This window comes from Pseudomonas sp. 2822-15, assembly GCF_002742515.1.
GTDB lineage: Bacteria > Pseudomonadota > Gammaproteobacteria > Pseudomonadales > Pseudomonadaceae > Aquipseudomonas > Aquipseudomonas salomonii.
Genome location: NZ_LJRY01000183.1, coordinates 119887 through 136943 on the forward strand (window position 1 = coordinate 119887; position 17057 = coordinate 136943).

Sequence of the window (17057 nt, forward strand, 5' to 3'; positions counted from 1 at the left end):
GCACAGGTAAATCACCTGACAAACGCCGGATTAGCGCAGTTCTGACGGGAGGGCCCTACTCTTTTTGGGCTTTTCTGGCATAATCCGGCCCACTTTTTTCGCGGTAGTAGTGCGCAACTTTCTACTACAAAACGTTTGGAGCACTCGGCCATAGGCCGACGGGGAACCTCATGACGCAAGCCAATAACGCCGTATACACCGATCTGAGTGTTGACGATCTGGTCAAAGAAGCCCTGCAGCGCGGTGAAGGCGTGCTTGCCGATACTGGCGCGCTGGTCGTAGAAACCGGTCACCGCACCGGTCGTTCGCCGGTTGACCGTTTCATCGTTGAAGAGCCTTCCACCCAGGACGCAATTGCCTGGGGCCCGATCAACCGCAAGTTCCCGGCCGACAAGTTCGATGCCCTGTGGGCTCGCGTCGAGGCATTCAACAACGCGCAAGAGCATTTCGTTTCCCATGTTCACGTAGGGGCTGCAGAAGACCACTACCTGGCCGTGAAAATGACCACCCAGACTGCCTGGCAGAACCTGTTCGGTCGTTGCCTGTTCATCAACCCTGCCCAGTACAACCCGGCCGGCCGTGATGAGTGGCAAGTGCTGAACGTCGCCAACTTCGAATGCGTGCCAGAGCGTGACGGCACCAACTCCGACGGTTGCGTGATCCTCAACTTCGCCCAGAAGAAAGTGCTGATCGCCGGTATGCGTTACGCCGGTGAAATGAAAAAAGCCATGTTCTCGGTGCAAAACTTCCTGCTGCCGGCCGCCGACGTGCTGCCAATGCACTGCGCCGCCAACATCGGCGAAGCAGGCGATGTGACCCTGTTCTTCGGTCTGTCGGGCACCGGTAAAACCACCCTGTCGGCCGACGAAAGCCGTTACCTGATCGGTGACGACGAACACGGCTGGGGCGAAGGCGTGGTGTTCAACATCGAAGGCGGTTGCTATGCCAAGTGCATCGACCTGTCCGAGAAGAACGAGCCGGTAATCTGGAAAGCCATCAAGCACGGCACCGTGCTCGAAAACGTGGTGATCGACGATGCCAAGCACGCCGACTACACCAACGTCAGCCTGACCCAGAACAGCCGCGCCGCCTACCCGCTGGAGCACGTTGCCAAGCGTTCCGAGAAGAACCTGGGCGGCGAGCCAAACGCTGTGATCTTCCTGACCTGCGACCTGACCGGCGTACTGCCGCCCGTGTCGATCCTCAGCGAAGAACAAGCGGCCTACCACTTCCTGTCCGGCTACACCGCACTGGTGGGCTCGACCGAAATGGGTTCGGGCAGCGGCATCAAGTCGACCTTCTCCACCTGCTTCGGCGCGCCGTTCTTCCCACGCCCGGCCGGTGAATACGCCGAGCTGCTGATCAAGCGCGTGCGCGGCTTCGGCTCCAAGGTCTACCTGGTTAACACCGGCTGGACCGGCGGCGGCTACGGCGTCGGCAAGCGCTTCAACATCCCGACCACTCGCGGCGTGATCGCAGCGATCCAGAGCGGCGCGTTGATCGGTGCAGAAACCGAACACCTCGACACCATTAACCTCGACGTGCCTTTGGCCGTACCGGGCGTTGATACCGGCCTGTTGAACCCACGTAACACCTGGGCTGACAAGGCTGCCTACGACGAAGCGGCGAAAGCGCTGGCTGGTCTGTTCATCGAGAACTTCAAGAAGTTTGAAGTGAGCGATGCGATCAAGGCGGCCGGGCCTAAGTTGTAAGGTTCGGTTGTTGTGAAAAAGCCGCCCTTCGGGGCGGCTTTTTTGTGGCCGAAAGGTTAGATGGCGATATGCAAAACCACTGCGCCGACCAGCACTAACACAACCCCCAGCACCTGCACTGCCGACAACCGCTCCCTGAAAAACACAAACCCCAAAATCGCCGCAATCCCCCCCGACAACGTACTGATCACCGTCACCACCGAAACCGAGCCCGCCATCGCGCCCCACGAAAACGCCGAGAACCCGCCGAGGTTCATCAGGCTTGCACCGGTCAAGGCGGCGCAGTTTTTCAGCGGCGGGATTTTCAGGCCGTCCTTGATCTTCAGCACCATCACCACCAGCACGCACAGGCCCACCAGGTAACCCAGCCACAGCATGGTGATCGGCCCCAACGCCGGCAGCGTGTAGCGGCCTTGCAACCAGAAACTGGTGCCGTACAGCAAGGCGGCGAGCATGGCGTAGGCGATGGACTGGCGCGGGTTGTTGTGGGGCGTGCCGTTGTCCTTGTGGATGCTGGAAAGGATCACGCCGATTACGCAGAGAGCGATGCAACCGAGTTGGATCAGGTTGATGTGTTCGCCGCTGGCCCAGGACAGCAGGGTGGTGACTACGCCGTAAGAGGTCACCAATGGCGCGACGATAGCGGCTTTGCCCAGAGCGAAGGCCTTGGACAGCGCCAGCGCCCCGGAGACGGTGAGCAGGGCGGCGGTGATGCCCAGGAGCCAGACGCTCAACGGGGCATTCAGGGATTTGAACAGGAAGGCCGGGAAGATCACCAGCAGCAGGGTCATGATCAAAAAGCCAAGGGCCTGGCCGAAATACACCGCGCGTTTAACGCCCACGGCCCGGGCGTTGAGGCCCACGAGAAAATCCGTACCGCCCCAGAGCAGAGCGGCCAGCAGGCCCATTATTACGTCCATGTAAGGTCCTTGTTGTTGGCTCAAATCGCCAGATTAACGCATAACCCCTGTGGGAGCGGGCTTGCTCGCGAAAGCGGTAGATCAGTGAGAAATACTCTACCTGACACACCGCTTTCGCGAGCAAGCCCGCTCCCATATTTGATACTCGGTGATCTTGGGATCAGCTCAGGTTTTCCAGGGTTTGCGTGTCCCAGCTATGGGTCTTGATCGCCAGGTAGAGCATGCCGATGGTCAGCGGCACCTTGTCGCCGCGCCCTTTGGCGCGGCGCTTGAGGAACACATCGAATACCGGCGGTTTGAAGTAACGATAAGCATCGTAGTCGCCCAAGTCGAGGGCAAACTCTTGTTCCATCGAGTCCATCAATTGCTTGGCCTCGGCGCCGTCGCAGCCCAGCTCAAGGTTGATCGAGGTTTCGAGGCGAAGGGTCTTGTGCTTCGGCAGGCCGATTTCTTCGTGCAGCAATTGCAGGAGTTGCTGCATCACGGGGTCTTCGGGGAAGTTGGGGGCCAGGTTCATGGTGGGGGCACGCAGAAGTGGGTGAGGGGGAGGGTTGCGTTGGCGACGGAATTTGTTTCGGGTGATGAAGAGTGCCAAGCCTATCAAGAATACGAAGATAGGGAGCAAGGGCATTCTAAGGATTACTGCCATGTAGGGTAATAAGAACGTCAATGCCAGGCCGGTTACGAGGCACGTGATTGCAAGGCGTTTTCTCAGAATAGAGTAAGTGATCTGGTAATGCAGTAAAAGGTAAAAACCAAAGAAACAGGCTAGTTGCAGGACGATATTCATGACTCTTGAAATCTCCTTGCTTCGAGTGCCCGTGTGTTCCAGCGTTTGGCTTTGACGGCCTGGTAGAGCATGTCGATGGTGAGCGGGATTTTGCCTTTGCTGCCTCTGTCCACATGTCTCAAATACATGTCAAAGCCTCGACGCTTGAAATAGCGATTGCTCCTGTAGTCTCCGAACCCCATGCCGAAATCTTGCTTCAGTGCTGCCATCAATTTTCTAGCCTCAGAGCTGCTGCATCCGAGATCATGATTTATTGAAGTGCTGAGGCTGAGAGCTTGATGTTTGGGCAGGCCCACGTCTTCATTCACAAGCTGCAGAAGGTGACGCATGACGGGGTCGTCGGGAAAGTCGGCTGCCAGGTTAAGTGTGGGGGCGACGAGCAATGGGTGAGAGGACCTGATTCGGCTATAACGGTGCCGATCCAGATATAGGCCCGAGCCTAATAGCAACGCACCTATAGGCAGGCTTGGGAGTCGGACTTCCTGTGCCCAGTAAGGGAGCCATATTGCGCAGATCAGGCCCACAGCGAACAGTAATAAACCGACATATTTTCTAAGGTTTTTGGACCTCATTTTGTTGTCCAGGACAACGCTCACCACGATAAAAATGATCCATTGGACGTATTCCATCAACGTCTCCCTCCTCCCTGAAATTGAATGACCATTGCAGACATTGAGCGCTGAGGACCTGTTCCTCCGTCTACCTGAGCTTCACTTCCGACGATCACATCACCTGCGTGATAACTGCGAATGATGTTTTTGGTGAATAGACCCACTGTGACGCCGACAACGCGTGCTACAGGTTTCGAAAGCGGGTGAAGGGGAACGCTGAAGGCCCCAGCCAGTAGCAAGGTGACGATGGTCCCGCGTTCGTTAAGCAGTTCAGCTTGTTGTCGGGCCAGTGGCTTGGAGATCGCGACTGTCATCTTGCAAGGCAAATCTCGGGCGAACATCTTTTCGTAGAGATCCACCAGTTGATAGCGCACTTCGTTTGCCGAAGTACCAGCTTCCAGCAAGCAGAGGTTTGTCAAAGCGTGCTTGTGGGTGGGTAAAACGGTAAGGCGAATCACCGTGAAGGTGACGCCGTAATGGCCGATGTATTGAGTCCTTTCGATATTCACGGGTTTTTGCCGGGACAGTTGAGAGGTCACCAGTTTCGGTCATATGAAGGGAGGTTATGTAGAGGGTGAGATAGCTGTTTTAAGCAGTTTGGGAAGAGGACTACACGGGGTTTGTCTGCTTCCCACAAAGCTTTCCGGCATTTGCGATTTGACAGTGATTTTTTTGGCAACACCCAGCCAATGTGGGAGCCGGGCTTGCCCGCGATGGCGGTGTGTCAGGCAGGGAAATATTGCCTGACACACCGCCATCGCGGGCAAGCCCGACCCCACAGGTTTAGCTCAGTGGTTGGCTTGGTTGGGGCTGCGTGTCGACTGCCGGTTGCAGTTGGACGTGCTGCGCTGCTTCCAGCAGATCACAGCCATCCTGCACCAGCAGATACAGGGCATTGATGATGTGGGAAATGTCTTTAAGGTCGGCGTGTTCGTAGGTCAGGCAGGTGAAGGTTTCCAGCAAGTCAGTGGCAGCGCGGATGCGCTGGTGTGCGGCGCACTGGATGTCTTCGGCGGCGGCTTCGGTGTCGATGACGAGAGGGTGGGTGTCGGTGAAGTTGGTGCGTAGCTGACGATAGCGATCCATCGTTTCAGGTATTTGCATTTGAAGGTACTCGGTTTGCTGTTAGGTAACCGACATCACCGTGGCCAAACGGTGGGTGGCGGACTGTGCGCAGGTTGGCCAGCCGGAAACAGCAATCCGGCACGTCCGAAGACGTCCCACACACAGCCGCCATAACAGTGCTTTACGAGACGATAGACGTTCGCAAAGCATGTAGTGGCACTTATGTGCGCTGTTTTCGAGTGACCAAACCCGATCGCTGACTTGGCAGCGATGGGCCAAACCTTAGAAGTGGGCGTTATTTCGAGCAATAAACAGATGGTTTAAGTAGTGGTGCTCAGATCGTTCCCACGCTCCTGCGTGGGAATGCCTCCCGTGACGCTCTGCGTCACCACTGCCGAAGGGTAAAGCCGGGCGCGAATGGCGGGACGCGGAGCGTCCCAGGCGGCATTCCCACGCAGAGCGTGAGGAACGATCAGTCAGAACCGCTTCGTGGACTGGTAATCGCCAAGCCTACAGACGCGAAGCCGCATCAAGGTCCATCAGCCCACGTCCGTAGGCTTTAGATCGTTCCCACGCTCCTGCGTGGGAATGCCTCCCGTGACGCTCTGCGTCACCACTGCCGAAGGGTAAGCCGGGCGCGGATGGCGGGACGCGGAGCGTCCCGGGCGGCATTCCCACGCAGAGCGTGAGGAACGATCAGGTGGGCCGGTAATCGCCAAGCCTACAGACGCGAAGCCGCATCCAGGTCCATCAACCCGCGTCCGTAGGCTTCGCTGTTGGCATAGATGCCCGTCCGATTGGCGGTGCTGAGCAAGCGTTCGCGAACCTGCTGCGGGGTCATTTCGGGAAAGCGGCTCTGCAATGCCGCCAGGGCGCCGCTGACCAACGCGGCGGCCGGGGAAGTTCCAGCGGTCGGCCCATAGCTGCCATCTTTCTGTGTCGTCAGCAGGCCCGCTCCGCCATCGCCGCCCGGTACGGCAATACACCAGCGCGCAGCAAGCCCGCAGTAGTTGGACTTGAGGTTGATCGCGCTACCATCATTTTTGAGGGCCATGACGGCGATCCAGCCTTTTTCCAGTTCCGGCACCAAGGCAGGCAGGCCGGGTTCGGCAAGAGGCTCGCGTTTGACCTCGTTGCCGGTGGAGAACACAAAGACCGCGCCTTCAGCCACCAGGTGTTTGGCCGCCTCCAGTGAGTCGCCCATCAGGCGTTCATAGATCGGCACTTCATTGGTGTTGGCTTCAATGGGGTTTGCCCAGGAGTTACTGAAAAAGCGTGCGCCTTGGGCATGTGCCAGGCGCCACCCCTGGGCAATTTCGCTGTCGAAGTAGAACGGCTCCTTATCGTCGCCGAAGCGCATGGGGATCAACTGGGCGTTAAAGGCGATCCCGTGCATGCCTTGAGCGTTCTTGTTGGCGGCGAGAATACCGGCCATTTGTGTGCCGTGGCCTTTGATGTCGACGGTGCCTGGCTGTTGGCGAACAAAGTCGTAACCGATGTCGGCCAAGCGCCCTTGGAACTCAGGTAATTCACTGTTGAGGCCTGAGTCTATCAGCGCCACTTTCACGCCTTGGCCAGTGCCGCCACGCGCATAGAGGGTGGATGCCTTGACGATGGGCAATGCATTTGCGGCGAAGTATTCAGGCGTTTCAAAGCCACGCACGGCCAATTGCTCGGAAGTGGGTTTTGGCGTCGCTGCACAGCCCATCACCAGCAAGGGCAATGCGAGAAGCAAAGAAAACGATGGCATGCGAGACATTCACGACTCCTTGTCGGGGCTTGTAATCAAGCGTGCTACTGTCTGCATTTTTGCGCGGGCTTGCTGGTTTTCTCTGTATCAGTTTGTAGCGTTTATCCCCGACCGTTTACCGATCGCTGGTCTATGTTTTTGACTCGTTCAGCGGTCAACGGAGTGACAGCTTATGCACAACACCCTCCAGCAGGTCTTTGGTTATCCACAGTTTCGTTTGGGCCAGGAAGAAGCGGTCAGCGCAGTGCTGGCCGGTCGTTCGGCGGCCGCGATTTTTCCTACCGGGTCGGGCAAGTCCCTGTGTTATCAGCTGTCGGCGGTGCTATTGCCGCACCTGACGCTGGTGGTGTCGCCGCTGTTGGCGCTGATGCAGGACCAGTTGGGTTTCCTGCAGCGCCATGGCATTTCTGCTGGCAGTATCGATTCGGCGCAGAGCCGTGAAGACGCCAATGAGGTGATGGCCCGTGCGCGTTCGGGGGAGTTGAAGATTTTGATGATTTCCGTGGAGCGCTTGAAGAACGAGCGCTTCCGTAACTTCCTGCAAAGCGTGCAGATTTCCTTGTTGGTGGTGGATGAGGCGCACTGTATTTCCGAATGGGGCCACAACTTCCGTCCGGACTATTTGAAGCTGCCGGACTACCAGCGCCAGTTCAATATCCCACAAGCGCTGCTGCTGACGGCTACAGCCACGCCCAAGGTGATTGCCGACATGCAGGCCAAGTTCGCCATTGCGCCGGATGACGTGATCACCACGGGCTTCTACCGGCCGAACCTGAACTTGCTGGTAGAGCCGGTGAGTGGTCACGACAAGCGTCGGCGCCTGGTCGAGTGGATGAGCGCGCGGGCCAATCAGCCAAGCATCGTTTACGTCACGTTGCAAAAAACTGCTGAGCAGATTGCCGAGCACCTGAATCGCAATGGCATTCAGGCCGAGGCGTACCACGCCGGGTTGCCCCACGATAAACGTGAAGGCATCCAGCAGCGCTTTATGGGCGGGCGCTCCAACTGCATCGTTGCCACCATCGCGTTCGGCATGGGCATCGACAAGAGTGACATCCGCAACGTGGTGCACTTCGACCTGCCCAAATCCATCGAGAACTACAGCCAGGAAATCGGCCGCGCCGGGCGTGACGGGCAGCCGTCCGACTGCCTGGTGCTGGCCAACCGTGACAGCCTCAATGTGCTGGAAAATTTTGTATATGGCGACACGCCGGAGCAGGAGGGCATTCGCCGTGTGCTGGAGGCGTTGCAAGCGGCGCGAAGCGAGGGCCAGTGGGAGTTCCTGCTGAGGTCGCTGTCGGACCACAGCAACATCCGCGAGCTGCCGCTCAAGACGCTGTTGGTGCAGTTGGAACTCAAGGGCGTGATCGCGCCGCGCTATGCGTTTTACGCCGAATACCGCTTCAAATACCTGATTGAGCCCGAGGCGTTGCTGGCGCGGTTTTCCGGCGAGCGGCAGCAGTTTGTCGCGGCGATCATCCAGGTATGTAAACGCGCCAAAACCTGGGCGACGGTGGATTTCGATGCGCTGTACCAACAGCACAATGCCGAGCGCAGCCGCGTGGTGAAGGCGCTGGATTACTTCCAGGAACAGGGCCTGATCGAGCTGGAAAGCAAGCAGATGACCGAGGTCTACAGCCTGCTCGATACCGACTTTGATCCACAGGCGCTGAGCGCCGAGTTATACACAGGCTTCAAGCACCATGAAGTGACGGAAGTGGCGCGGATCCACGCCATGCTCGATCTTTTTGCGACCGAGCAGTGCCTGGGGCAGCGTCTGGCCAAGTACTTTGGTGATGAAAATGCCCCTCAACGCTGCGGGCATTGTTCGGTATGCCACGGCCACGTCGCACATTTACCGCCGCCACCGAGTCTGCCGCCACTTGTGGATAAAAACTTTATGGGGCTGTGCGGCGATTTTATCCACAGGCATCATGAACACACCACGAACTTGCCAGAAGCGGAACGGCTGACGCGGTTTCTCGGTGGTATCAGCGTACCGTTGTTTACCAAGATGAAGGCGCGGGGCATACCGGGTTTTGCTGCGCTGGAGGATTACCCTTACGCCGAGGTGCGTGAGTGGGCGCAAGCCCATCTGAATGACCTGTAAACCCACTTTCCAGAGAGCCGCCCATGCCTGACTCAATGCCGCAACGCGCTGACTACCGTCATTTCCAGCCGATCATCACGCGTTGGCACGACAATGACGTGTATGGCCATGTGAACAACGTCACCTACTACAGCTTTTTCGACACGGCGGTGAATACCTACCTGATTGAAGAAGGTGGGCTGGATATTCATGACGGTGAAGTGGTGGGGTTTGTGGTGAGTTCGGCGTGCGATTATTTCGCTTCGATTGCGTTTCCGGATCGGCTGGATATCGGCCTGCGGGTGGGCAAACTGGGTAACAGCTCGGTGCAATATGAGTTGGCGGTGTTCAAGGCCGGCGAGAATGAAGCCTGTGCGGCGGGGCGCTTTGTGCATGTGTTTGTCGACAGGGCGTCGAACCAGCCGGTGGCGATTGCGGGGAAGTTGCGCGAGGCGTTGGAGCGGTTGGTGGTATGACCTGGCCTTGGCAGACACCCTGAACCTAATGTGGGAGCGGGCTTGCTCGCGAAAGCGGTGTGTCAGCCAGCAAATTAGTTGACTGACAGTCCGCCTTCGCGAGCAAGCCCGCTCCCACATGGGTCTAGCTGCGTTCTTTAGGCCTTACCGATGACGGTAGTGATGCTTGTTCTTGCGATGCCCATAGGCATGCCCGCGTCCACGGTGGTCATCTCGGTCGTAACGACGGTTGTCACGCCCGCGGTAGCGGCGGTCGTCGTCATCGCTCTTGTTGCCCATGTAGTTGCCCAGCGCGCCGCCTGCACCACCGCCGGCTGCTGAGCCGACCAGTGCGCCGGTGCTGCCGCCCATGCTGCGGCCCACGACGTTGCCGCCGGCTGCGCCCAGTGCGCCACCAATGGCGGCTTCGCCACGGCTGCGTCTATCGGCACCCACCGCACTGCCGCCTGCGCCACCCAAGGCTGCGCCGATGGTGGAACCGGTGTTGCCGCCCAACTGCTGGCCGACAACCGAACCTAGAACCCCGCCCAATGCGCCGCCCACACCGGCTTCGGTGGTGCCACCGGCCATGGCTGCGCCACTGACCAGGCCAAGGGACAACAAGAGAATCGAGGAGAACTTCATAGAGAGACCTCAAGAGGATGACGGCGCGATCCTGAGGTTGTATCGAGGCGCTGACAATCGAAAACCGACCGGCGGTACAGGTTGTATACAATTTGCTAAGTTGCTGTTTTGTATAAGGAACTTAAGTCTGTTTTGTGAGTCTTTAGCTACTTCGGAAGGGCCGCTTTTATGCAAAAGCGGCTTTTTTTGTGCCTGTTGAAAGGGGACGCAGAGCGTCCAGGGCGGCGTTCCCACGCAGAGCGTGGGAACGATCGGCTTAGGCTGAGCGGGCCATGATCAAGCCACTGTCGCTCGCCGCTTCCAGGCAAATCGCGACGAACTTCGACGTCGGCGTATGGCTGCCATCCCCGGTGCTTTCCAGCGGCACCAGCGGGTTCACTTCCGGGTAGTACGCCGCCGCCTGGCCCGCCGGAATATCAAACGCCAGCAAGGTGAAGCCCTTCACGCGGCGTTCGCGGCCATCTTCCCACAGCGACACGATGTCAGCCTTCTGCCCCGGCTTGAAGCCCAGGCGGATGATGTCGGCTTCGTTGACGAACAGCACGTCACGCTGGCCTTTTACCCCACGGTAGCGGTCGTCCAGGCCGTAAATAGTGGTGTTGTACTGATCGTGGGAGCGCATCGACTGCATGATCAGGTCCGGCACCCGGCCTGTGGCGTGGGTGCGTTCGTGGATCAGGTCTTTGGGCAGCACGTTCGGGCGGAAATTGGCGCGGCCCGACGGCGTGTTCCAGCGGCGTGCGCCGGCGGAGTTGCCCAGGTAGAAACCGCCTGGGTGCTTGATACGCTCGTTGAAGTCCTTGAAGCCTGGAATGGTGTCGGCGATCAGGTCGCGGATGCGCCCGTAGTCAGCCACCAGCCAGTTCCAGTCCACCGGCTTGCTGCCCAGCGTGGCGGCGGCAATCCCGGCCAGAATCGCCGGCTCGGACTTCATCAGCTTCGACAGCGGCTGCAGTTGGCCATTGGAGCCGTGCACCATGCTGAACGAGTCTTCCACTGTCACCGCTTGCGGGCCGTCGGCCTGGATGTCGATGTCGGTACGGCCCAGGCACGGCAGAATCAGCGCGTCTTTGCCGTGCATCAGGTGGCTGCGGTTGAGTTTGGTGCTGATCTGCACGGTCAGGTCGCAGCTACGCAGCGCTTCGAAGGTGCGCGGGCTGTCTGGCGTGGCTTGGGCGAAGTTGCCGCCCAGGCCGATAAACACCTTGGAGCGGCCTTCGAGCATGGCGTGGATCGCTTCGACCACGTTGTGGCCGTTGGTACGCGGCACCTGGAACTGAAAGCGACGCTCCAGCGCATCCAAAAACGCCACCGGCGGGCGTTCGTTGATGCCCATGGTGCGGTCGCCCTGCACGTTACTGTGGCCGCGCACCGGGCACAGGCCGGCGCCTGGGCGGCCGATGTTGCCGCGCAGCAGCATCAGGTTGGCGATTTCCTGGATGGTCGGCACCGAATGGCGATGCTGAGTGATGCCCATCGCCCAGCACATGATCACGTTTTTGCCTTTGGCGTACATGCGCGCCGCTTGCTCGATCTCGACCAGGCTGAGGCCGGACTGCGCGACGATTTCATCCCACGAGGTGTCGTCGATCTGGCCCAGGTACTCCAGCACATTGACGCTGTGTTCATTGAGGAAATCGTGGTCGAACACCGCTTCCTTGCCTTCGGCCTGGGCCTGACGCTCCCACAGCAGCAGGAACTTGGCCATGCCGCGCAGGATGGCCATGTCGCCACCCAGCGCCGGGCGGAAGTACGCGGTGTTGGTGGGTTTGTCACCGTTGGTAAGCATTTCCAGCGGGTGTTGCGGGTGCTGGAAGCGTTCCAGGCCACGCTCTTTGAGCGGGTTGATGCACACCACCTGGGCGCCACGTTTTACTGCTTCGCGCAGCGGTTCAAGCATGCGCGGATGGTTGGTGCCGGGGTTCTGGCCCCAGACGAAAATCGCATCGGCATGTTCGAAATCATCAAAGGTCACGGTGCCTTTGCCGACGCCCACGCTTTGCGCCAGGGCGACGCCGCTGGCTTCGTGGCACATGTTCGAGCAGTCCGGGAAATTGTTGGTGCCATAGGCGCGCACAAACAACTGGTACAGGTACGCCGCTTCGTTGCTGGCCCGGCCCGAGGTGTAGAACTCGGCCATGTCCGGGCTTGGCAGGGCGTTGAGGTGCTTGCCGATCAGGTCAAAGGCGGCGTCCCAGCTGATGGCTTTATAGCGATCGGTCTCGGCGTCATAGCGCATCGGCTCGGTCAGGCGGCCCTGGTATTCCAGCCAGTAGTCACTCTGCTCCAGCAGCGCCGTCACGCTGTGCTTGGCGAAGAAGGCGGCGTCCACGCGGCGCTTGGTGGCTTCCCAGTTGACCGCCTTGGCGCCGTTCTCGCAGAACTTGACCATGCCGCTTTCCGGCGAATCGCCCCAGGCGCAGCCAGGGCAGTCGAAACCGCCGTTCTGGTTGGTCTTGAGCATCATGCGCAGGTTTTTCATGGCGTTGTCGCTGGTCAGCCAGGCCTGCGCCACGCTGATCAGTGCGCCCCAGCCGCCGGCCGGGCCTTTGTACGGCTTGTAGCGCGGGGTCGGGGTTTGGTCGGCTTGGTGATGCATGCTCATGGCTGGTTCTCCATCGCGGGGCTGTAAACCCGCGGCGCACTTTTCTGCGGCAGGTGGATGAGATTGAGGTTGTGCCGGCGCGCCCATTGCAGGGCCAGGCCGGTGGGCGACGACAGGCTGACCAGGGTCTGGATGCCCGCGCGCAAGACTTTCTGGATCAATTCGAGGCTGCAGCGGCTGGTGACGATAGCTAGGCCACCGTCGGTCGGAATTTTTTGGCGGATCAGCGCGCCGATCAATTTATCCAGGGCGTTATGCCGGCCGATGTCTTCGCGACCCATTAGCAACTCGCCCTGGTTATTCATAAAGATCGCCGCATGCACCGCGCCGCTGTGCTGGCCCAAAGGTTGAAAGGCGCTGATGCGTTGGCGCAGGCCGTCGAGCCATGCGGCAGGCGGCAACGGCGCACCGGGCAGCACTTGCAGGTCTGGCAAGGCTTGCTCCACGGCTTCTACCCCGCACAGGCCGCAACCGCTGGTGCCGGCCAACTGGCGGCGTTGCTGCTTGAGGTTCCAGAAGGCCCGGCTGGAAATCTGCACCTGAGCGTATTGGGCAGAGCCAGCGCCGCTGAGTTTTAGATCATAAATGTCGCTAACGTCGGCGATAATGCCGCTGCCGATGCTGAAGCCGACGATGAAGTCTTCCAGGTCGGTGGGCGTCACCAGCATTACCGCCTGGCTGATGTCGTTATAGGCAATCGCCAACGCCACTTCTTCGGCCAATGCAGTGCTGGCGATTTCCGTGTGTTCGAGATTGCAAAACTGGTAGCTCTGGCTGGCGGCTGGCGCTGGCGTTTCGAGGGCAGGCGCCGCGCAGACTGGGCGCTTGGCGTTCATGGGGCAATACCACCGAGGGAATGATCAATCTTTAGACTAGGCGCGACAAAGGGTCGCGTCTAATCGGCTGTACTGATCTATTGATAGATGGCGTCGATCAAGGCGTCTGTAGCGGGCTTATTCCAGGCAGCGCGCAGGCTAGCGTGTTTGGGTCTTTGGCAGACCTGGAACCCAAGTCTGCAGGACTGGTCTAGTCTTGGGCATCTGGAACTTAAACCCCAAGGAGAGCGCACCATGAGTATTTTTAGCTTTGTTAAGGAAGCAGGCGAGAAGTTGATTGATCTGTTGACGCCGGGTAACGCCAATGCTGGCGAAGAGTTGAAAAAGCATATCGAAGCCGTAGGGCTGGGTAACCCGAACGTTCACGCCACCGTCGACGGTGACAAAGTGACGATCACCGGTGAAGTTGGCAGTCAGGAAGAGAAAGAAAAAATCCTTCTGGCGGCGGGTAATATCGCTGGCGTTGCCAGTGTGGATGACCAGATCACCGTGACTGGCCCAGCCGTGACAGCTGCCCGTTTTGTCACCGTTGAAAAAGGTGACACGCTCAGCGCTATTTCCAAGCGCGTATATGGCGACGCCAACAAATACCAAAAAATCTTTGAGGCCAACAAGCCGTTGTTGTCGCATCCGGACAAAATTTACCCAGGGCAAGTACTGCGTATTCCTGAGTAACACACAGAGCTAACTGTGGGAGCAGCTTTGTGTGGGAGCCGGGCTTGCCCGCGATGCAGGCAGCGCGGTGTGTCAGTCACACCGCGGTGATGCAATCGCAGGCAAGCCAGCTCCCACACTGGCCAGCTCCCACATTCACATTCCCACATTTACATTAGAGCCCGGCGATGAGATCTCTGTAATCATCGACTGCCGCGAACTCCCCTGTGTCCTTTGGCCCCTTCTTGCTGTCCGGCTCTTTGACCGCCAGCAAATGCCCCACGCCAAACTCGCGTGCACTGCGCAGGATCGGCAAGGTGTCATCGATAAACAGGCTGCGGGCCGGGTCGAACTGGATGTCGGCTTGCAAGGCGTCCCAGAATTGCGGGTTTTCCTTGGCGAAACCGTAGTCGTGGGAACTGATCAATCGTTCGAAATACGGCGCCAGTTCAATGCGCTCCAACTTCAATGACAGCGAATCACGATGGGCGTTGGTGATCAAAATCACACGCTTGCCGGCCTGTTTGATCGCCGCCAGAAAGGTGTCCGCGTCCGGGCGCAGGGCGATCAGGTGCGCGGTTTCCAGTTTGAGTTCGCGCACCGGGATGTGCAGCTCGGCACTCCAGAAATCCAGGCAATACCATTGCAACTGTCCGGCGTTACGCTCGAACAGCGGTTGCAACTCCATGTCGGCCATGGCCCGGCTCACGCCGTGCAGTTGCGCGTAGCGCTGGGGCAGGTGCTCCATCCAGAAGTGGTTGTCGAAGTGCAGGTCGAGCAAGGTGCCGTCCATGTCCAGCAGGACGGTGTCGATGGCGTGCCAGGGCAAAGAGGGCATGGGGCGTTCTCATGTAAGTAAAGATATCCGACACAGACAATCGGAAAAGCCACGGTATAGTAACCCGATCACGCCAAGGAGCCGCTTATGCGCCAGAAACCCACCGTCCTCGCCCGCGAAATAGTCGCCAGTAGCCGTTTGTTCCGCGTGGAGGAAGTGCAATTGCGCTTTTCCAATGGCGTTGAACGGACCTACGAGCGCCTGGTAGGCCGCGGTGCCGGTTACGGCGCGGTGATGATCGTGGCGATGATCGATGCCGACCACGCGTTGCTGGTGGAAGAGTATTGCGGCGGCACCGATGAATATGAATTGTCGTTGCCCAAGGGCTTGATCGAACCTGGCGAGGACGTACTGGCGGCGGCCAACCGCGAACTCAAGGAGGAGGCCGGTTATGGCGCGCGCCAGTTGGAGCACATCACCGAGCTGTCCTTGTCGCCTGGTTATATGAGCCAGAAAATTCAGGTGGTACTGGCCACCGAGCTGTATGAAGAACGCCTGGAAGGCGATGAACCTGAACCGATGCGCGTGGAACGCGTCAACCTGCGCGAGCTGTCGATGCTGGCGCAAAACGAGCAGTTCAGTGAAGGCCGTGCATTGGCGGCCCTGTATTTGGTACGAGACCTGTTGACCCAGCGTGGAGCTTTTGTCGCATGAGCGAACTGTTTTTAGGCCATCCGTTTATTGCCCCTGTGATCGAGCTGGCGCGCCAGGCGGGTGAAGTCATCCTGCCGTATTGGCGTGCGGACGTGGCGTTCACCTCCAAGGCGGATGATTCGCCGGTGACGGCGGCCGACCTGGCGGCTCACCACTTGATCCTGGCGGGCCTTACCGCCCTGGACCCGAGCATCCCGGTGCTGTCCGAGGAAGACGCCGATATCGACCAGAACGTGCGCGCCGGCTGGCAGCGCTGGTGGTTGGTGGACCCGCTGGACGGCACCAAGGAATTTATTTCCGGCAGCGAAGAATTTACCGTCAACATTGCGTTGATCGAGCAAGGCCGCGTGGTATTTGGCGTGGTGTCGATGCCCACCAGTGGCCGCTGCTACTTCGGTGGCGCAGGCCTGGGCGCGTGGCGCTCGGATGTGAGTGAGGCACCCAAGCAGATCCAGGTACGCCAGACCCCGGCGGCCGGCGAGGCGTTTACCGTGGTCGCCAGCCGCCGCCATAGCAGCCCGGAGCAGGAACGCCTGCTCAGTGGCTTGAGCGAAGGCTTGGGTGAGCTGAAGCTGGCGAATATCGGCAGCTCGCTGAAATTCTGCCTGCTGGCCGAAGGCAGTGCCGATTGCTACCCGCGCCTGGCGCCGACGTCGCAGTGGGACACGGCTGCGGCCCAGGGCGTGCTGGAAGGGGCGGGTGGTGAAGTGCTGGAGTTGAGTGGTGCGCCGTTCAGCTATCCGGCGCGGGCTTCGTTGTTAAACCCGTTTTTTCTGGCGTTGCCGGCCAAGGCAGCGTGGCGCGAGCGCCTGCTGACCCTGGCCCGTTCTTAAGGCCACAACAGGTCAAAATGTGGGAGCTGGCTTGCCTGCGATAGCGGTGTATCAGTCGATAGTTGATTCGACTGACACGGCCTCATCGCAGGCAAGCCAGCTCCCACAGTTGTTTTGTGTTGTGCAGGCAGTTAGCGGTGCAGGACGTATTGGCCAATAAAGTTAACGGCCCGTTCCTCACTGCCCTCATTCACAATCCACGTCTCCAACGCCAACCGCGCCCGGCCATGGCGCTGGTACGTCGCCACAAAGCGCTTCCACACCTTGTCTTGCGGCGCCACGCAAATGGCGATCGCATCCTGAGTCACCGGCAACGGATAACTGATCTGCCCTTCCTGAATCACGATATGCCCGTCTTCAACACCTTCTTCACGCAGTTTCAGGTGCAGCCAACCCCAACCCGCCAACACGGCGCCGCAATAGAGGCTGCCGCCAAACATGGTGCTCTTGTGGTTGATATTGGCCTGCAAGGGCAGGTGCAACTGCAGTTGGCTGTGTTGCCAGTCGAGCACCCTGAGGCCCATTTCCCGGGTGAGGGGAATGTCGTGGTGAAGGATCGATTCCAGGTAGCGGCTGTCGCGGTTCATGGCGGTCTCTTGG

General features: G+C 59.2%; 17 protein-coding genes. 6 read left to right on the top strand and 11 right to left on the bottom strand.

Annotation, left to right across the window (positions count from 1 at the left end):
* Positions 1-170: 170 nt before the first annotated feature.
* On the top strand, positions 171-1712 hold the full coding sequence (locus AOA59_RS12660; RefSeq protein WP_065930841.1) for a phosphoenolpyruvate carboxykinase: 1542 nt from the start codon (positions 171-173) through the stop codon (positions 1710-1712).
* A gap of 56 nt (positions 1713-1768) precedes the next feature.
* Here the strand turns inward: AOA59_RS12660 and AOA59_RS12665 are convergent, their stop codons facing one another.
* The 6 genes from AOA59_RS12665 to AOA59_RS12690 all read right to left on the bottom strand — a co-directional run bounded on the left by AOA59_RS12665 (position 1769) and on the right by AOA59_RS12690 (position 6857).
* Positions 1769-2632: a DMT family transporter gene (locus tag AOA59_RS12665; RefSeq protein ID WP_256593047.1), complete on the bottom strand. Its 864-nt coding sequence runs from the start codon at positions 2630-2632 to the stop codon at positions 1769-1771.
* A gap of 160 nt (positions 2633-2792) precedes the next feature.
* Entirely contained in the window at positions 2793-3149 is a 357-nt protein-coding gene (locus AOA59_RS12670) for a DUF1493 family protein (protein WP_099487663.1), read from the bottom strand.
* A gap of 269 nt (positions 3150-3418) precedes the next feature.
* On the bottom strand, positions 3419-4051 hold the full coding sequence (locus AOA59_RS12675; protein WP_256593048.1) for a DUF1493 family protein: 633 nt from the start codon (positions 4049-4051) through the stop codon (positions 3419-3421).
* A complete protein-coding gene (locus AOA59_RS12680; RefSeq protein WP_256593049.1) occupies positions 4051-4572 on the bottom strand; it encodes a hypothetical protein in 522 nt (173 codons plus the stop codon). The genes AOA59_RS12675 and AOA59_RS12680 overlap by 1 nt, the downstream gene beginning before the upstream one ends.
* Positions 4573-4816: 244 nt before the next feature.
* Complete coding sequence (locus tag AOA59_RS12685) at positions 4817-5137, bottom strand: hypothetical protein (protein WP_058422612.1); 321 nt, start codon at positions 5135-5137, stop codon at positions 4817-4819.
* Positions 5138-5819: 682 nt separating this feature from the next.
* Positions 5820-6857, bottom strand: coding sequence for a S8 family peptidase (locus AOA59_RS12690; RefSeq protein ID WP_371919068.1), 1038 nt, complete (start codon positions 6855-6857; stop codon positions 5820-5822).
* Positions 6858-7020: 163 nt separating this feature from the next.
* On the opposite strand from AOA59_RS12690, the gene AOA59_RS12695 reads away from it, so the two are divergent.
* Together AOA59_RS12695 and AOA59_RS12700 are read left to right on the top strand one after the other, a co-directional pair.
* Positions 7021-8958 carry an ATP-dependent DNA helicase RecQ gene (locus tag AOA59_RS12695; protein WP_099487671.1) on the top strand — a complete coding sequence of 646 codons (1938 nt, stop codon included), beginning with the start codon at positions 7021-7023 and terminating at the stop codon, positions 8956-8958.
* 23 nt (positions 8959-8981) lie between these two features.
* Entirely contained in the window at positions 8982-9413 is a 432-nt protein-coding gene (locus AOA59_RS12700; RefSeq protein ID WP_069786699.1) for a thioesterase family protein, read from the top strand.
* A 144-nt stretch (positions 9414-9557) separates the two neighbouring features.
* Here the strand turns inward: AOA59_RS12700 and AOA59_RS12705 are convergent, their stop codons facing one another.
* From AOA59_RS12705 to fdhD, 3 genes are all read right to left on the bottom strand, one after another.
* Positions 9558-10037, bottom strand: a complete 480-nt coding sequence (locus AOA59_RS12705; RefSeq protein ID WP_017135379.1) for a YMGG-like glycine zipper-containing protein — start codon at positions 10035-10037, stop codon at positions 9558-9560.
* Positions 10038-10293: 256 nt separating this feature from the next.
* Positions 10294-12642, bottom strand: a complete 2349-nt coding sequence (locus AOA59_RS12710) for an FdhF/YdeP family oxidoreductase (RefSeq protein WP_099487673.1) — start codon at positions 12640-12642, stop codon at positions 10294-10296.
* On the bottom strand, positions 12639-13478 hold the full coding sequence (fdhD, locus tag AOA59_RS12715) for a formate dehydrogenase accessory sulfurtransferase FdhD (protein WP_056858200.1): 840 nt from the start codon (positions 13476-13478) through the stop codon (positions 12639-12641). The genes AOA59_RS12710 and fdhD overlap by 4 nt, the downstream gene beginning before the upstream one ends.
* Before the next feature lie 234 nt (positions 13479-13712).
* Between fdhD and lysM the strand changes: the two genes are divergently transcribed.
* Positions 13713-14153 carry a peptidoglycan-binding protein LysM gene (gene lysM / locus AOA59_RS12720; protein WP_099487675.1) on the top strand — a complete coding sequence of 147 codons (441 nt, stop codon included), beginning with the start codon at positions 13713-13715 and terminating at the stop codon, positions 14151-14153.
* Between the two features lie 154 nt (positions 14154-14307).
* On the opposite strand, the gene yrfG is transcribed toward lysM, so the two are convergent.
* Positions 14308-14970, bottom strand: coding sequence for a GMP/IMP nucleotidase (gene yrfG, locus AOA59_RS12725; protein WP_099487677.1), 663 nt, complete (start codon positions 14968-14970; stop codon positions 14308-14310).
* Positions 14971-15057: 87 nt separating this feature from the next.
* Between yrfG and nudE the strand changes: the two genes are divergently transcribed.
* A complete protein-coding gene (gene nudE, locus AOA59_RS12730) occupies positions 15058-15624 on the top strand; it encodes an ADP compounds hydrolase NudE (RefSeq protein WP_017135384.1) in 567 nt (188 codons plus the stop codon).
* Positions 15621-16457, top strand: a complete 837-nt coding sequence (cysQ, locus tag AOA59_RS12735) for a 3'(2'),5'-bisphosphate nucleotidase CysQ (RefSeq protein ID WP_099487678.1) — start codon at positions 15621-15623, stop codon at positions 16455-16457. Before nudE ends, cysQ begins: the two co-directional genes overlap by 4 nt.
* Positions 16458-16588: 131 nt before the next feature.
* On the opposite strand, the gene AOA59_RS12740 is transcribed toward cysQ, so the two are convergent.
* Positions 16589-17044 (bottom strand): thioesterase domain-containing protein, encoded by a 456-nt coding sequence (locus AOA59_RS12740; protein ID WP_099487680.1) that lies wholly within the window; start codon positions 17042-17044, stop codon positions 16589-16591.
* Between the last annotated feature and the right edge of the window lie 13 nt (positions 17045-17057).

What these genes read in the sequence shown, in the direction of transcription:
- lysM (WP_099487675.1), top strand. Translation starts at nt 13,713, where the DNA reads ATGAGTATTTTTAGCTTTGTTAAGGAAGCAGGCGAGAAGTTGATTGAT.
- AOA59_RS12710 (WP_099487673.1), bottom strand. Translation starts at nt 12,642, where the DNA reads ATGAGCATGCATCACCAAGCCGACCAAACCCCGACCCCGCGCTACAAG.
- AOA59_RS12740 (WP_099487680.1), bottom strand. Translation starts at nt 17,044, where the DNA reads ATGAACCGCGACAGCCGCTACCTGGAATCGATCCTTCACCACGACATT.
- AOA59_RS12685 (WP_058422612.1), bottom strand. Translation starts at nt 5,137, where the DNA reads ATGCAAATACCTGAAACGATGGATCGCTATCGTCAGCTACGCACCAAC.
- AOA59_RS12665 (WP_256593047.1), bottom strand. Translation starts at nt 2,632, where the DNA reads ATGGACGTAATAATGGGCCTGCTGGCCGCTCTGCTCTGGGGCGGTACG.
- nudE (WP_017135384.1), top strand. Translation starts at nt 15,058, where the DNA reads ATGCGCCAGAAACCCACCGTCCTCGCCCGCGAAATAGTCGCCAGTAGC.
- AOA59_RS12695 (WP_099487671.1), top strand. Translation starts at nt 7,021, where the DNA reads ATGCACAACACCCTCCAGCAGGTCTTTGGTTATCCACAGTTTCGTTTG.
- AOA59_RS12700 (WP_069786699.1), top strand. Translation starts at nt 8,982, where the DNA reads ATGCCTGACTCAATGCCGCAACGCGCTGACTACCGTCATTTCCAGCCG.
- cysQ (WP_099487678.1), top strand. Translation starts at nt 15,621, where the DNA reads ATGAGCGAACTGTTTTTAGGCCATCCGTTTATTGCCCCTGTGATCGAG.
- AOA59_RS12690 (WP_371919068.1), bottom strand. Translation starts at nt 6,857, where the DNA reads ATGTCTCGCATGCCATCGTTTTCTTTGCTTCTCGCATTGCCCTTGCTG.
- AOA59_RS12675 (WP_256593048.1), bottom strand. Translation starts at nt 4,051, where the DNA reads ATGGAATACGTCCAATGGATCATTTTTATCGTGGTGAGCGTTGTCCTG.
- yrfG (WP_099487677.1), bottom strand. Translation starts at nt 14,970, where the DNA reads ATGCCCTCTTTGCCCTGGCACGCCATCGACACCGTCCTGCTGGACATG.
- AOA59_RS12660 (WP_065930841.1), top strand. Translation starts at nt 171, where the DNA reads ATGACGCAAGCCAATAACGCCGTATACACCGATCTGAGTGTTGACGAT.
- AOA59_RS12705 (WP_017135379.1), bottom strand. Translation starts at nt 10,037, where the DNA reads ATGAAGTTCTCCTCGATTCTCTTGTTGTCCCTTGGCCTGGTCAGTGGC.
- AOA59_RS12670 (WP_099487663.1), bottom strand. Translation starts at nt 3,149, where the DNA reads ATGAACCTGGCCCCCAACTTCCCCGAAGACCCCGTGATGCAGCAACTC.
- fdhD (WP_056858200.1), bottom strand. Translation starts at nt 13,478, where the DNA reads ATGAACGCCAAGCGCCCAGTCTGCGCGGCGCCTGCCCTCGAAACGCCA.